Annotated in this window: 11 protein-coding genes; 9 read left to right on the top strand and 2 right to left on the bottom strand. The window is 71.8% G+C overall.

Features of this window, described 5'->3' with window-relative positions; translation table 11 throughout:
- The first annotated feature begins 104 nt into the window (after positions 1–104).
- The 3 genes from ABZX65_RS15575 to ABZX65_RS15565 all read left to right on the top strand — a co-directional run bounded on the left by ABZX65_RS15575 (position 105) and on the right by ABZX65_RS15565 (position 4,139).
- Entirely contained in the window at positions 105–752 is a 648-nt protein-coding gene (locus tag ABZX65_RS15575) for a LysE family translocator (RefSeq protein WP_355339488.1), read from the top strand.
- Positions 753–1,008: 256 nt separating this feature from the next.
- Positions 1,009–2,547, top strand: a complete 1,539-nt coding sequence (locus ABZX65_RS15570) for a DHA2 family efflux MFS transporter permease subunit (protein ID WP_355338913.1) — start codon at positions 1,009–1,011, stop codon at positions 2,545–2,547.
- A 350-nt stretch (positions 2,548–2,897) separates the two neighbouring features.
- Positions 2,898–4,139 (top strand): MFS transporter, encoded by a 1,242-nt coding sequence (locus ABZX65_RS15565; RefSeq protein ID WP_355338910.1) that lies wholly within the window; start codon positions 2,898–2,900, stop codon positions 4,137–4,139.
- Positions 4,140–4,169: 30 nt separating this feature from the next.
- Here the strand turns inward: ABZX65_RS15565 and ABZX65_RS15560 are convergent, their stop codons facing one another.
- Positions 4,170–4,754 (bottom strand): putative glycolipid-binding domain-containing protein, encoded by a 585-nt coding sequence (locus tag ABZX65_RS15560; RefSeq protein ID WP_355338907.1) that lies wholly within the window; start codon positions 4,752–4,754, stop codon positions 4,170–4,172.
- 221 nt (positions 4,755–4,975) lie between these two features.
- On the opposite strand from ABZX65_RS15560, the gene ABZX65_RS15555 reads away from it, so the two are divergent.
- Positions 4,976–5,467 carry an SAV_915 family protein gene (locus ABZX65_RS15555; protein ID WP_355338904.1) on the top strand — a complete coding sequence of 164 codons (492 nt, stop codon included), beginning with the start codon at positions 4,976–4,978 and terminating at the stop codon, positions 5,465–5,467.
- A 68-nt stretch (positions 5,468–5,535) separates the two neighbouring features.
- On the opposite strand, the gene ABZX65_RS15550 is transcribed toward ABZX65_RS15555, so the two are convergent.
- Complete coding sequence (locus ABZX65_RS15550) at positions 5,536–6,378, bottom strand: GntR family transcriptional regulator (protein ID WP_355338901.1); 843 nt, start codon at positions 6,376–6,378, stop codon at positions 5,536–5,538.
- Positions 6,379–6,731: 353 nt separating this feature from the next.
- Between ABZX65_RS15550 and ABZX65_RS15545 the strand changes: the two genes are divergently transcribed.
- The 5 genes from ABZX65_RS15545 (at position 6,732) to ABZX65_RS15525 (ending at position 13,196) form a co-directional block, all read left to right on the top strand.
- Positions 6,732–8,030, top strand: coding sequence for an extracellular solute-binding protein (locus tag ABZX65_RS15545; protein ID WP_355338898.1), 1,299 nt, complete (start codon positions 6,732–6,734; stop codon positions 8,028–8,030).
- Between the two features lie 186 nt (positions 8,031–8,216).
- On the top strand, positions 8,217–9,080 hold the full coding sequence (locus tag ABZX65_RS15540) for a sugar ABC transporter permease (RefSeq protein ID WP_355339485.1): 864 nt from the start codon (positions 8,217–8,219) through the stop codon (positions 9,078–9,080).
- Between the two features lie 161 nt (positions 9,081–9,241).
- The gene (locus ABZX65_RS15535; protein ID WP_355339482.1) at positions 9,242–9,991 is read left to right on the top strand and encodes a carbohydrate ABC transporter permease; all 750 of its coding nucleotides are present in this window, start codon (positions 9,242–9,244) and stop codon (positions 9,989–9,991) included.
- A 142-nt stretch (positions 9,992–10,133) separates the two neighbouring features.
- Complete coding sequence (locus ABZX65_RS15530) at positions 10,134–11,717, top strand: beta-N-acetylhexosaminidase (RefSeq protein WP_355339479.1); 1,584 nt, start codon at positions 10,134–10,136, stop codon at positions 11,715–11,717.
- A gap of 54 nt (positions 11,718–11,771) precedes the next feature.
- Positions 11,772–13,196: a cellulose binding domain-containing protein gene (locus ABZX65_RS15525; RefSeq protein WP_355338895.1), complete on the top strand. Its 1,425-nt coding sequence runs from the start codon at positions 11,772–11,774 to the stop codon at positions 13,194–13,196.
- Positions 13,197–13,347: the final 151 nt, after the last annotated feature.

Raw genomic sequence — 13,347 nt, 5'->3', positions numbered from 1 at the left:
GGCGTTATTGGGGAGCCTCGGCCGGGGGGCCGCCGTTACGCTCGTCGGACCTGCGGCGCGCCGACGGCGCGGACGGCGGGAGTCGAGGCGTGGAGGGGGACGGGATGTCGGTCGACCGGTTGGCCGGATTCGCGGCGATGTCGTTGGTGCTGGTGCTGATTCCGGGTCCGAGCGTGCTGTTCGTGCTCGGCCGGGCGCTGGCCCACGGGCGGCGGACCGCGCTGGGCAGTGTGCTGGGGAACGCCACGGGCGCGTATGTGCTGGTGACGGCGGTGTCGGTGGGGCTCGGGGAGATCGTCGCGCGGTCGGTGACGGTGTTCGTGGCGCTGAAGCTGGCGGGCGCCGCGTATCTGGTCTATCTGGGGGTGAAGGCGTTCCGGCAGCGGGGCGCGCTGTCGGCGGCGATGAGCGCGGAAGAACCGGCCGGGGCCGCCCGGGGGGATCTCCGTACGCTCTGGGAGGGGTTCGTGGTCGGCGTGACGAATCCGAAGACGATGGTGTTCTTCGCGGCCGTGCTGCCGCAGTTCGTCGACCGGGGCGCGGGGCACGTACACGAGCAAATGCTGCTGCTCGGGCTGGTGTTCACGGTGATCGCGCTGATCTGCGACAGCGTCTGGGCGCTGACCGCGTCGGCGGCCCGTACCTGGTTCGCCCGCTCGCCGCGGCGGCTGGCGGCCGTCGGCGGCACCGGGGGTCTGGCGATGATCGGCCTGGGTGTGACGGTCGCGGTCACGGGGCGCGCCGACCAGTAGGACGGACCCCGCGGCGCGCCGGATGTGGCATGTACGCGCGCGGTGGACCAGCGCCCTCACCCCTCCCGCCCGGCCGTCGCGCCTGGTGGGACGGGTGGATCGGGTGATGTGATCAGAGGCACAGGGCACGCGGCAACGAAACGTTTGCGTTTCGATAGGTCGGGTCGTACCGTCGTTGGAGTACGAAACCGTTTCGTTCATGCAGCGGTTCCGGTCGGTTCCTGCCCGTCCCGTTCCTCCTCAGGAGTCCCGCCTCATGTCATCCCAGTCCACCGCCGACGCGCACGTCGGCGACTCCGCCGCGGCCTCAGGGCCCCTCGGCGCGGGCCCCACGGGCCCGGTGCAGAAGACAGAGAAGGCGAACCACCGCTGGTGGGTGCTGAGCGTCATCGCGCTCGCCCAGCTCATGGTCGTCCTCGACGCCACCATCGTGAACATCGCCCTGCCGTCCGCCCAGAACGCCCTCGGCTTCAGCGACGGAAACCGGCAGTGGATCGTCACCGCGTACTCCCTCGCCTTCGGCTCCCTGCTGCTGCTCGGCGGACGCCTGGCCGACCTCATCGGCCGCAAGATCGTCTTCCTGATCGGCGTCGTCGGCTTCGCGGGCGCCTCCGCCCTCGCCGGCGCCGCGCAGAACTTCGAGGTGCTGGTCACCGGCCGCGCCCTCCAGGGCCTGTTCGGCGCCCTGCTCGCGCCGGCCGCGCTGTCGCTGCTCAACACGACCTTCACCGACGCCAAGGAACGCGCCAAGGCGTTCGGCATCTACGGCGCCATCGCGGGCGCGGGCGGCGGTGTGGGCCTGCTGCTCGGCGGTGTGCTCACCGAGCACCTGAGCTGGCGCTGGACGCTGTACGTGAACCTGATCTTCGCCGTCCTCGCCTTCGTCGGCGGTATGGCCTTCCTGCGCAAGGGCGCTCCCGCCGACCGCCCCAAGCTCGACGTCCCCGGCACGGTCATGGTCGTCGCGGGTCTGTTCGGCCTGGTCTACGGCTTCTCGAACGCCGAGACCCACCACTGGGGCTCCCCGATGACCTGGGGCTTCCTGGTCGCGGGCGGCGTGCTGGTCGGCGCCTTCGCCTGGTGGCAGACCAGGGCCGCGCACCCGCTGCTGCCGCTGCGCGTCCTGCTCGACCGTGACCGCGGCGCGTCCTTCATCATGCTGGCGATCTCCGGCGCCGGGATGTTCGGCGTCTTCCTCTTCCTGACCTACTTCCTCCAGGCGTCGCTGCACTACACGCCGGTCAAGACCGGTCTGGCGTTCCTGCCGATGATCGGCGCGCTGATGGTCTCCGCGCAGATCGCCACCAACAACCTGATGCCGCGGTTCGGGCCCCGCCCGATCGTCCCGCTCGGCATGGCGATGGCCGGCGCCGGTATGGCCTGGCTGACCGTCCTCGACCTCAACAGCACCTACGCGGCGCACGTCCTGCCGCAGTTGCTCGTCATCGGCTTCGGTATCGGCCTGGCCCTGCCGCCCGCCATGAGCGTGGCCACCGCGGGGATCGCCGCCGACGACGCCGGTGTGGCCTCCGCGGCCGTCAACACCATGCAGCAGGTGGGCGGTTCCATCGGTACGGCGCTGCTCAACACGCTGGCCGCCAGCGCCGCGACGAGCTACCTGTCCAGCCACAAGCCGTCCCCGGCCGTGGCCGCGCAGGCCCAGCTCCACAGCTACTCCACCGCCTACTGGTGGTCGGCGGGCCTCTTCGCCGTCGGCTTCGTCCTCGCCGCCCTCATGTACCGCAGCGGCCGTCCCAGCCAGGGCGACACCACCGTCCAGGCCGTCCACATGTAAGCAAGCCTCCGGGCTCCCCAAGCCCCCCGGCCCCGCAGTGAGCGGTAGTGGGCCGGGGTCAAGGGGACCGGGCCGCCGGGTCATCGTGGGGACGGGACACCCGGCACCCCCGGCCCCCCGACCGGCCGCCCGGCCAGTGCGCCGCCCCCGTGCGCACAGGCCGGGCGGCCGGTCTCTCTTTTCCCGCACCCTGTCCGACGGGTAGGGTGCGGCGCATGATCCTCCCCCACCGTGTCTAGGCAGCGGTAAGCGCCCACAGACGACCGGCCCCGCCCTGACGGCGGGTTGACGGCGCTGCGCGGCATACGCGAAACCGCCCGCCTTCCCCCGGAAACCCGAGGATCACCCCCATGTCCGCGCCTGTCCAGGCTGCGTCCTACGCTGCCGTCTTCCGTCTTCCCCATGCCCGCCGCACCTTCGGTGCGGCCCTTTTCGGACGCCTCGGCTACGGCGTCGTCTCGCTCTCCCTCGTCCTGTCCCTGACCTCCGCCACCGGGTCGCTGTCGCGCGGCGGGCTGCTGGCCACGCTCTTCGCGACCGTGTCCGTCCTGCTCGGCCCCGCGCGGGCCGCGCTCGTGGACCGCTGGGGCGCAAGGCGCGGCCTGACCACGCTGGCGCTGCCGTTCGCCGCGGCCCTGTTCGTCCTGGCCGCGGCCGTACGGGAGCCCGGCACGCCGCTGTGGGCGTTCGCCGGGCTCAGCGGCGCGGCGGGGGCGCTGTGTCCGCCGCTCGGGCCGACGATGCGCGCGCTGTGGGACGCGCTGACGCCCGACGAGGCGCTGCTGCAAAGGGCGTTCAGCGTCGACACGGTCGCGGAGGAGCTGATCTTCCTCAGCGGGCCGCTGCTCGTGGTGGCCGTGCACCCGGTGAACGGCCTGGTGCTCTCCGGCGCCCTGATCGGCTGCGGCACGCTCGCGATGGTCACCTCCCCCGCCGCCCGGCTGCTGCCGCCGCGCCACACGTCGACCGCTTCGGCGGCCGGGCGGCTGCGGCTGTTCGGCGAGAAGGGCGGCGGCGTCCGCAGGGCCGCGTACGCCGCCGCCGGGATCGGCTGCTGCCTCGGCTGCGTGGAGCTGTTCGTGATCGCCTTCGCCGACCGGCACCACCACCCCTCGGCGGTCGGCTGGATCCTCGCCGCGCAGTCGGCGGGCAGCGCGCTCGGCGGTCTGCTGTACGGCCGGATCTCCTGGCGGCTGCCCGCCGCCGCCCGGCTCCCCGGCCTGCTCCTCGTCCTGGCCGCGCTCGTCTCGGTCACGGCCGCCGCCCCCGTACTCACGGTGTTCGGCCTGTGCGTCGCCGCCGCGGGCACCTTGACCGCGCCGATCCTCTCGACCGCCTATCTCGCGGCGGCGGGCGCGGCGCCCGACGGCGCCACCACCCGCGCCACGACCTGGGTCAACTCGGCCGTCAACGCCGGGTCTTCGGCCGGTGGCGCCGTGGCCGCGCTGCTGGTCGCCGGCGTGCCGCTGGCGCTCTGCTTCCTCCTGGCGGCGGTCCCGCCGCTGCTGGCCGCCGTCGCGATCGGCCGGGCGCGGCGGACGAAGGGCGGGGCCGAGGGTCCCGTGCTCGCGGAGGAGGGCGGAGGCGTCTGAGCACCCGGCCGCGGGGCGGTGGGCGCGCCCTCAGAGCTTGGGGGCCGCCCGGTTGAGGCGCGTGGCCAGGCCCTCGTAGTGCACGACCAGACCGTCGGCGTCCACGTCGATCTCGCTGCGGTACGTGCCGGAGGCGTAGCCGAGCCGGGCCCCTGACATCAGCGGGGTCAGGTGGGTGTAGCCCTGGATGGAGGGGCGGACGGCGAGGGTCGGGACGGGGACGAAGGCCATCAGGAAGTCCTGATGGCCTTCGTTGCGGTGGAGTTGGTGCCGCAGCACCGGCATCGTGTTGGTGAGCGGTGACATGCCGAGGTCGCAGTCGAGCGCGCCGTCGAGCGCGAGGACGACCTGCCCGTTGGCCGTCCAGCGGCTGCGCTCGTCCCGGCGCAGTTCGAGGTCGTAGGTGCCGTCGACGGTGTGCGAGGTGACGTGCAGCCGCCGGGTCACGTACCCGACGTCGGTGTCCAACTCATAGCTCAGCCAGTACGGTTCGGGCTTCAGTCCGACCGCGCGGCCGTGCGCGCGCAGCCGTCCGGCGGCCAGTTCGACCCACGCGGTCTCGTATCCGCCGGTCTCCTCGACCTGCCAGGTGAGTACGGTGTTCGGCGCTGTCATGGCGCAAACGTAACGTTCGCCCCGGATCGGACGCCATAAGCGTGGCGAGGACACATGGACGACGGCGGTCCGCGGCCGTGACCGGCGGACGCGTCACTCGATCGGCGGGTGCCGGGCGCGGGGCGGGCGGGCGGCCGAAGCGGCGCGCGCGCCCGGTCGGCGCGGTGTCCACGCCTCGACCTCGCCGAATGCGCGTCCGGCGGCCGGGTTACGGTGGCTGCATGCACGTGAGCCAGCACGACGGACCCGGTGACCGGACTCCCGAAGGACAGCCCCACGAGCAGACGGCCCGCGAGACGCCCCCCGGGCCGGTCTCGCCGACCGCGGAATCCGTGCCCGTACCGGAAGGGCCGCTGTATGTGCCGGTGCGACAGGGGCCCGCGGGCTATGTCGTACGGCTGTGGCGTACGCCCGTCGGCAGCAGGACGGCGGTCGCCTTCACCAGTGACCAGCGGCTGCGCTCGGTGCTGGGGCCGACCCAGCCGTGGATCAAGCTCTCGGAGAGCGCGCTGCGCGCGATGGCCGAGCCGCTGGGCGCCCGGCATCTGACCGTCGACCCGCTGCTGACCGCCCGGCCCCCGGCTTCCTGGACCGATCCGGCGGCGGGCCGCCCCTGCCCGCGGCGCGGCACCGACGGCGCCGCGGCGGGCACCGCTGAAGGGGACGAGGGCGGCGACGGCATACGCCAGCAACCGGCGGGCCTGGCACCGTAGTTCGCCGTTCGAGACCCCGGCACGCCAGGGTGCGCCGCGGCGCACCCTGAGCACGTACGCCCCCGGCCTCAGCCCGCGGGCTGCACCTCCCCCACCATCTGCGCCGTCACGTCCCCGCGCCCCGCGAGGTCGCCCGGCGGGATGCCCGGGTGGTGCCGGTCGGCGGACTGCGCGGTCGCGGGCGCGGCGTCGCCGAGGGCCAGCCGGGAGACGATCCGGTAGCGGTCGCCGCGGTAGACGGAGTGGACGTACTCCACCGGGCGGCCGGTGGCGTCCTTGGTGAGCCGTTCGAAGAGCAGCGCCGGTGACAGGACGGGCACGCCGATCAGCCGGGCCTCCTCGTCGTTGGTCACGGTGGGCTCGATGGACTGGACGGCCTCGTGCACGTGGACGCCGTGCCGGGCGCGCAGGAAGTCGTAGAAGTCGCCGGACTCCATGTCCGCCGCGTGGAGGCCGGGCACGAGGTCGGCCGGGACGTGCAGGTATTCGATGGCCATCGGCTCGTCGTCGACCAGCCGGAGCCGGGCGATGTAGGTGATCTCGGCGGCCGGGGAGATGTGCAGCTTGCGGCCGACGCGGGCGCCCGCCTGCACGGTGGTGAACTCCAGGACGCGGCTGGCCCAGGTGCCGGACGCCTGCGGGAGGCGGTGCGCCTGGCCGTCGAGCGCCAGCTCCTGGGTGATCTTGGCGCGGGCGACGAACATGCCGCGGCCGTGTTCGCGGACCAGCAGTCCCGTGGTGACCAGTTCGTCCACGGCGGAGCGGAGCGTGGGGCGGGAGACGCCGAGCTGCTCGCACAGGGTGCGCTCCGACGGGATCGGGTCGCCGGGCGCGCGCGACTCGACCAGTTCCATCAGGTAGTCGCGGACCCGTTCGCGTTTCAGCGCCGAGCGCGGCGGCTCGCTGGCCATGGGGGGCACCTTCCTGCCGCCGACGGGTCACCGGTGTGCCGCCGTCGTGCGGGTGAGTTCGTATGACGTGCTGCTGAGTTCGGGGGACGTGCCGGTGGGTTCATGCGACGTGCTGGTGAGCTGAGGTTATCCAGATGCTGACCAGTATGCCAGCGCTCCTTGCCACCTGGCTTTCGGGGGCCTCATTCGTATACGGCCTGCGTGTGGCGGGTGCGCGGCGGACGGCGGGTCGGCGGGCGACGGGTGCGCGAACTCTTGACGTGCTCAGTGGTCTATGCCATTTTCACTGACCAGCACTAGACCAGTTGGCAAGTGGTAAGTCCTGTTCGCTCCCTGCCCGAGGTGACATCCCCGTGAGATCCAGACTCGTTCCCGGCGCCGCGGCGCTCGTCCTCGCCGTCGCCGCGCTCTCCGCGTGCGGCTCCTCCTCCGGATCCGGCGGCTCCGGTGACTCCGGCGGCACCGGCGGTTCCGCCAAGACGCCGGCTCCCGCCAAGCTCACCGTGTGGATCATGCGCGGCAGCATGTCCGACGGTTTCCTCAGCCGCTTCAGGTCCGACTTCGAGGCCGGGCACAAGGGCACCACCCTGGACATCCAGATCCAGGAGTGGGACGGCATAGGCCAGAAGATCACCAGCGCGCTGGCCAGCAACGACGCACCCGACGTGATGGAGGTCGGCAACACGCAGGTCGCGCAGTACGCGGCGAGCGGCGGCGTCAAGGACCTCACCGACAAGGTGACCGACCTCCAGGGCGCCGACTGGATTCCCGGCCTCGCCGACCCCGGCAAGATCGACGGCAAGCAGTTCGGCATCCCCTGGTACGCGGCCAACCGCGTCGTGATCTACAACAAGGACCTCTTCTCGAAGGCGGGCATCGCCGCGCCGCCCAAGACCCGCGACGAGTGGATCCAGGACACCACCAAGCTCAACACCGGGGGCAACGACGGCATTTACCTGCCGGGCCAGACCTGGTACGCGCTGGCCGGATTCATCTGGGACGAGGGCGGCGACCTGGCGGTCCAGGACGGCGACAACTGGAAGGGCGCGCTGGACACCCCGCAGGCCAAGGCGGGCATGGAGTTCTACAAGCGGCTCCAGGCGCTCGGCAAGGGCCCGAAGGACTCCGACGAGGCCAAGCCGCTCCAGGCCGACGTCTTCGCCAAGGGCAAGAGCGCGCAGATCATCTCGGTGCCCGGCGGCGCCGACGCCATCGTCAAGGCCAATCCCGCGATGAAGGACAAGATCGGCTTCTTCCCGATCCCCGGCAAGACCGCCGACAAGCCGGGCGCGGTCTTCACCGGCGGCTCCGACCTGGTGATCCCCGAGGCGTCCCGGCACCAGGCGCTCGCCTACGAGGTGGTCAAGGCGCTCGCGGGCACCAAGTGGCAGACGGACATGGCCAAGGAGATGAGCTACGTGCCCAACCGCACCTCGCTCGCGGGGGTGTTGGCGGGCAACGAGGGCGCCTCGGTGATGGCGGTCGGCGCGGCCAACGGCCATGCCACGCCCAACTCGCCCAACTGGGCGGCGGTCGAGGCCAACAACCCGATCAAGCAGTACATGACGCAGGTGCTGACCGGCAGCGACCCGGACGCGGCGGGCAAGACGGCCTCGGCGGCCGTCACCAAGGCCCTCAACACCGCCTCCTGACCGGCCACGCCCCGCCCGCTCCCTATCTGATCCGCGTCCGCCCGACAGCGTCCGATCAGCGCCCCGAGGAGAACCGCCGTGCTCACCGCTCCCAACGCCGCCTCACGGCCGGCCGTCGCGGAACCGCCACCGCCGCCCCGCGAACGCCGGCGCCGCCGCCGCCCGCTCGCCGCGGTCTGGCCGTATCTGCTGGTCGCCCCCACCGTGGTGGGCACGGCCTTCCTGCTGGTCTACCCGCTGGTCAGAAACACCGTCATGTCGTTCCAGCACTTCGGCCTCGGCGAGCTGATCCGCGGCGGCGCCACCTGGGTCGGCTTCGCCAACTACCGTACGGTGCTGGACGATCCGGAGTTCTGGACGGTGGTCCGCCGCACCCTGTGGTGGACCGGGCTGAACGTCGTGCTGATCATGGTGCTCGGCACGCTCGTCTCGCTGATGCTCGTCAAGCTCGGCAAGCGGATGCGGCTCGCGGTGATGAGCGGTCTGGTCCTCGCCTGGGCCACTCCGGTGATCGCGGCCACCACGATCTTCCAGTGGCTGTTCCAGTCCCGTTTCGGAGTGGTCAACTGGCTACTGGTAAAGCTGGGCTTCGAGTCGTACCGCGACTACACCTGGTTCGCGCACGGCGGCTCGACCTTCGCGATCCTGGTGACGCTGGTGGTCTGGCAGTCCGTGCCGTTCGCGGCGCTGACCCTCTACGGCGGCCTCACCACGATCCCGGCGGAGCTGTACGAGTCGGCCAGGATCGACGGCGCGGGCGCCTGGCAGACCTTCCGGCTGGTCACCTTCCCCATGCTGCGCCCGCTGTTCGCGCTGATCACCTCCCTCGAGGTGATCTGGTGCTTCAAGTGCTTCGCCCAGATCTGGGTGATCAGCGAGGGCGGTCCCAACGGGGCGACCACCACGCTGCCGGTCTACGCCTTCCAGATCGCGCAGTCCCTGCACAAGTACGACCTCGGGTCCGCGGTCTCCACGCTGACCGTCCTGATCCTGCTCGGCGTGCTGGTCTTCAACCTGCGCCGGATGTTCCGTGAGGAGGGCGCGCAGTGAGCACGTTCACCGCAACTGGTAAGGCCCCGCGCGCGGGCGGACCGGGCGGCGCGGGCGGCGCGGGCCGTCGGAAGCGGCCGGGCCGCGGGTCCCTGCGGCGGCTGCCGCTCAATCTGGCCGCGCTGTTCACGCTGGCGGTCGCCGCCTTCCCCGTCTACTGGATGGTGATCACGGCCTTCAAGCCGACCACCGCCATCCAGGCCGACACCCCGTCCTTCCTGCCGCTGCACCCCACCTTCGCGCACTTCCGCACGGCCATGCACGCCGACGGCTTCGGCACCTTCTGGCGCAACAGCCTGACCGTGACGCTCGGCGCGGTGCTGATGTCGCTGGTGGTGGCGCTGCTGGCGGCCTTCGCGGTCGGCCGGATGCGCTGGCGCGGCCGGCGGGCCTTCATCCTGCTGGTCTTCACCGCGCAGATGGCGCCGTGGGAGGCGCTGCTGATCCCGATGTACGTGATCGCGCGGGACACCGACATGCTCGACAAGCTGTCGATGCTGACGCTGGTCTACTTCATGACGACGCTGCCGTTCACGATCGTGACGCTGCGCGGCTTCCTCGCGGCGATCCCGGTGGAACTGGAGGAGGCCGCCCAAGTGGACGGCTGCACAAGGCCGCAGGCGTTCCGCCGGGTCACCTTCCCGCTGCTCGCGCCCGGCCTGCTGTCCACGTCGCTGTTCGGCTTCATCACGGCGTGGAACGAGTTCGCCTTCGCCAACACGCTGATCATCAAGAACCAGGACGCCCGCACGCTGCCGGTCTGGCTCTCCTCGTTCAGCAATGTCTTCGGTACCGACTGGGGCGCCACGATGGCCGCCTCCTCGCTGTTCATGCTGCCCGTGCTGCTGGTCTTCCTCGTCCTCCAGAACCGGGTCACCACCGGAATGACCGCCGGCGCCGTGAAGGGCTGACCCCGCGACCGCTCCCCGCGCCCCCTGCCCGCGACCGCTCCCCACGCTCCCTCCCCACGCCCGCTCCCCGCGCCCGCTCCCAGGTCACCTCGCTCGACGCCGTCGACCGCCGACCCCCGCCGCCCCCACTGGAGCCGCTGTGATCATTCCGCACCCCTCCCATCTCGCCCGTATCCCCGGCCACTTCACCTTCGACGCGACCACGTCCGTCCGGGCGAGCGACGGCGCCCAGGGCGCGGCGGACCTGCTGCGTACGCTGCTCGCGCCCGCCACCGGGCTGCCGCTGCGGCCCTCGCCCACCGGCCGGGTGGTGCTCGCGCTCGACCCCGAACTCGGCGGTCTCGGCGCGGAGGGCTACGGCCTGACCGTCGGGCCCGACGCGGTGCTGCTGCGGGCGGCCAGGCCGGCCGGGCTGCTGCACGGTGTGCAGACGATCCGTCAACTGCTGCCCGCGCAGGCCCTGTCGGAGCGCCCGGAGAGCGGGGTCGCCTGGCGCATGCCGTGCGTGCAGGTCACCGACGTGCCGAGGTTCGGCTGGCGCGGCATGATGCTGGACGTCGCCCGGCACTTCCAGCCGGTGTCGTTCCTGCGGCGCTTCGTGGACCTGCTGGCGTTCCACAAGCTGAACGTGCTGCATCTGCACCTGACCGACGACCAGGGCTGGCGGATGCCGGTCGCCGCCTACCCCCGGCTCACCGAGGTCGGCGGGGCCAGGCCCCGCTCGATGATCGGGCGTTCGGGCAGCGGCCGGTTCGACGACCTGCCGCACGCCGGGGCGTACACCACCGCAGAGCTGCGGTCGCTGGTCGCCTACGCGGCCGAGCGCGGGGTCACGGTGGTGCCGGAGATCGAGATGCCGGGGCACACCCGCGCGGCGCTGGCGGCCTATCCGCACCTGGGGAACGTGCCGGGGCGCGAGCTGGACGTGTGGACCGAGTGGGGTGTGTGCCGCAACATCCTCGGCGTCCACGACGAGGTGCTGGACTTCTGCCGCACCGTGCTCGGCGAGGTGCTCGACGTGTTCCCCTCGTCGTACGTGCACATCGGCGGCGACGAGTGCCCGGTCACCGAGTGGGAGGAGAGCCCGGCGGCGCGGCGGCGCGCGGCGGAGCTGGGCCTGGCCGCGCCCAAGGACCTGCGCGGCTGGTTCCTCGGGCGGATCGGCGACTTCCTGATCGAGGCGGGGCGGCGCCCGCTGTGCTGGGCGGAGGACTCGGGCACGCTGCCGCCGGAGTTCACCGTGATGCCGTGGCGGGACACCGACCACGGGCTGGCCGCCGCCCGGCGCGGCCACGACGTGATCATGGCGCCGCACCGCTCCACGTATCTGGACTACCCGCAGACCGAACAGCCCGGTGAACCGCTCGGCCAGGCGGGCGGAATCGTCGACCTGCGGGCCGTGCACGGCGGCGAGACCGTACCCGCCGACTGGGAACCGGCCGCGGCGGCACGGGTGCTGGGCACGCAGGCGCAGCTCTGGAGCGAATTCGTGCCGACCGCCGAACACGCCGAGTACCTGATCTTCCCCCGGCTGTGCGCGCTCGCCGACCGGGCCTGGAATCCGGCGGGCGACTGGTCGACGGACTTCCTGCCCGCCCTGCTCCGGCACGAGGACCGGCTGGCGGCGCTGGGTATCGCCCACCGGACGATTCCGCACCCCGCGGTCCCGCCGCACACCCCCCGAGCCACCTCCCGCACCACCTCTCCCCGGACCATCTCCCAGTAGTCCCGCACCATCACCCCCCTCTGGAAAGGGATCACCGTGTCAGGAAAGTTCCGCATGTCGACCCGCGTCCGTACGGCGATGGCCGTCTGTACGGCGGCCGGTCTCGCCTGCGCCGCGCTCACCGCGATGCCCGCCTCGGCGGCGCAGGACTCGCTGAGCGCGCAGTACCGCACCAGCGCCTCCGGCGCCACCGCCGACCAGTCGGAGCCGTGGCTGGAGGTCACCAACACCGGCAGCACCACGGTGCCGTTGAACACCGTCACCGTGCGGTACTACTTCAAGTCCGACGGCCCGAACGTCAGTTACCGCTTCGCGTGCTCGTGGGCGGTCAAGGGCTGCGGCAACATCACCGGCACCTTCGGGACGCTGGCCAATCCGACGGCCACCGCGGACCGTTACCTGGAGATCGGCTTCACTTCGGGCGCGGGTTCGCTGACGCCGGGTCAGAACACCGGTGACATGCAACTGCGGTTCTACCGCGCCGACTGGCAGACCCTCACGCAGTCCGACGACTACTCCTTCAACGGCTCGCAGACGGCGTACGCGAACTGGAACAAGGTCACGGTGCAGAAGAGCGGCGCCGTGGTCTGGGGCACCGCGCCCGCGGGCAACGACCCGACCAACCCGCCCACCACTCCCCCGACCACCCCGCCGACCGGCAACCCGACCGGTCCCGCGATGTTCGACGACTTCACCTACACCTCCAGCTCCGACCCGGCCGTGCAGCAGCACGGCTGGACGGTCAAGTCCGGTCAGGGCGGCCCCGGTGTGGCCGGCGCCACCTGGTCGCCGCAGGACGTGACCTTCGTCGCCGACGGCGCGAGCAACAAGGTGATGAATCTGCGGCTCACCACCGACGGCACGGCGGCGGGCACCAAGGAGACCGAACTCCAGACCACCGCAAGGAAGTTCAAGAACGGCACCTACGCGGCCCGGGTCAAGTTCAACGACACACCGACCGGCGGCCCCGACGGCGACCACGTCAACCAGACCTTCTTCACCTTCACGCCGCTCAACGCGCCGATGGACCCGAACTACAGCGAGCAGGACTTCGAGTACCTGCCCAACGGCGGCTGGGGCGAGACCCAGAACATCATGTACGAGACGTCCTGGGAGACCTACAACCCGGACCCGTGGAACGCGGTCAACACCCACGGCCAGCAGTACGGCAGCCTCGACGGCTGGCACAACCTCCAGATCACCATCGACAACACGAACATCACCTACTACATCGACGGCAACCAGGTCGCGCAGCACGGCGAGCCGTACCTGCCCGAGACGCCGCAGTGGATCGACTTCAACCACTGGCTGATCGACCTCGCGGGCCAGACGAGCAACACCCCGCGCTCGTACAACCAGCAGGTCGACTACGTGTACTTCCTCAAGGACCAGGTGCTGACGCCCGCCCAGGTGCAGACCCAGGTCGCGGCCTACCGCACGGCGGGCACCACCTTCACGGACACCGTGCCGTCCTCCTGATCCGGTGGCGCGGCCGGGACCCCGGACCGGGGGCCCGGCCCGCCGTCCGGTCGCCGGCCCCCCGGACCTCCCCGCGCGGGAAGTCCGGGGGGCCGGCGGGTTTCTGTTATCCCCCTGGTCGTGGCAGCGTCTCCTGTCCGAGGGCAGATAC

The organism is Streptomyces sp. NPDC003300 (assembly GCF_040610915.1).
GTDB lineage: Bacteria > Actinomycetota > Actinomycetes > Streptomycetales > Streptomycetaceae > Actinacidiphila.
This window is presented reverse-complemented; position numbering and strand designations above follow the sequence as displayed.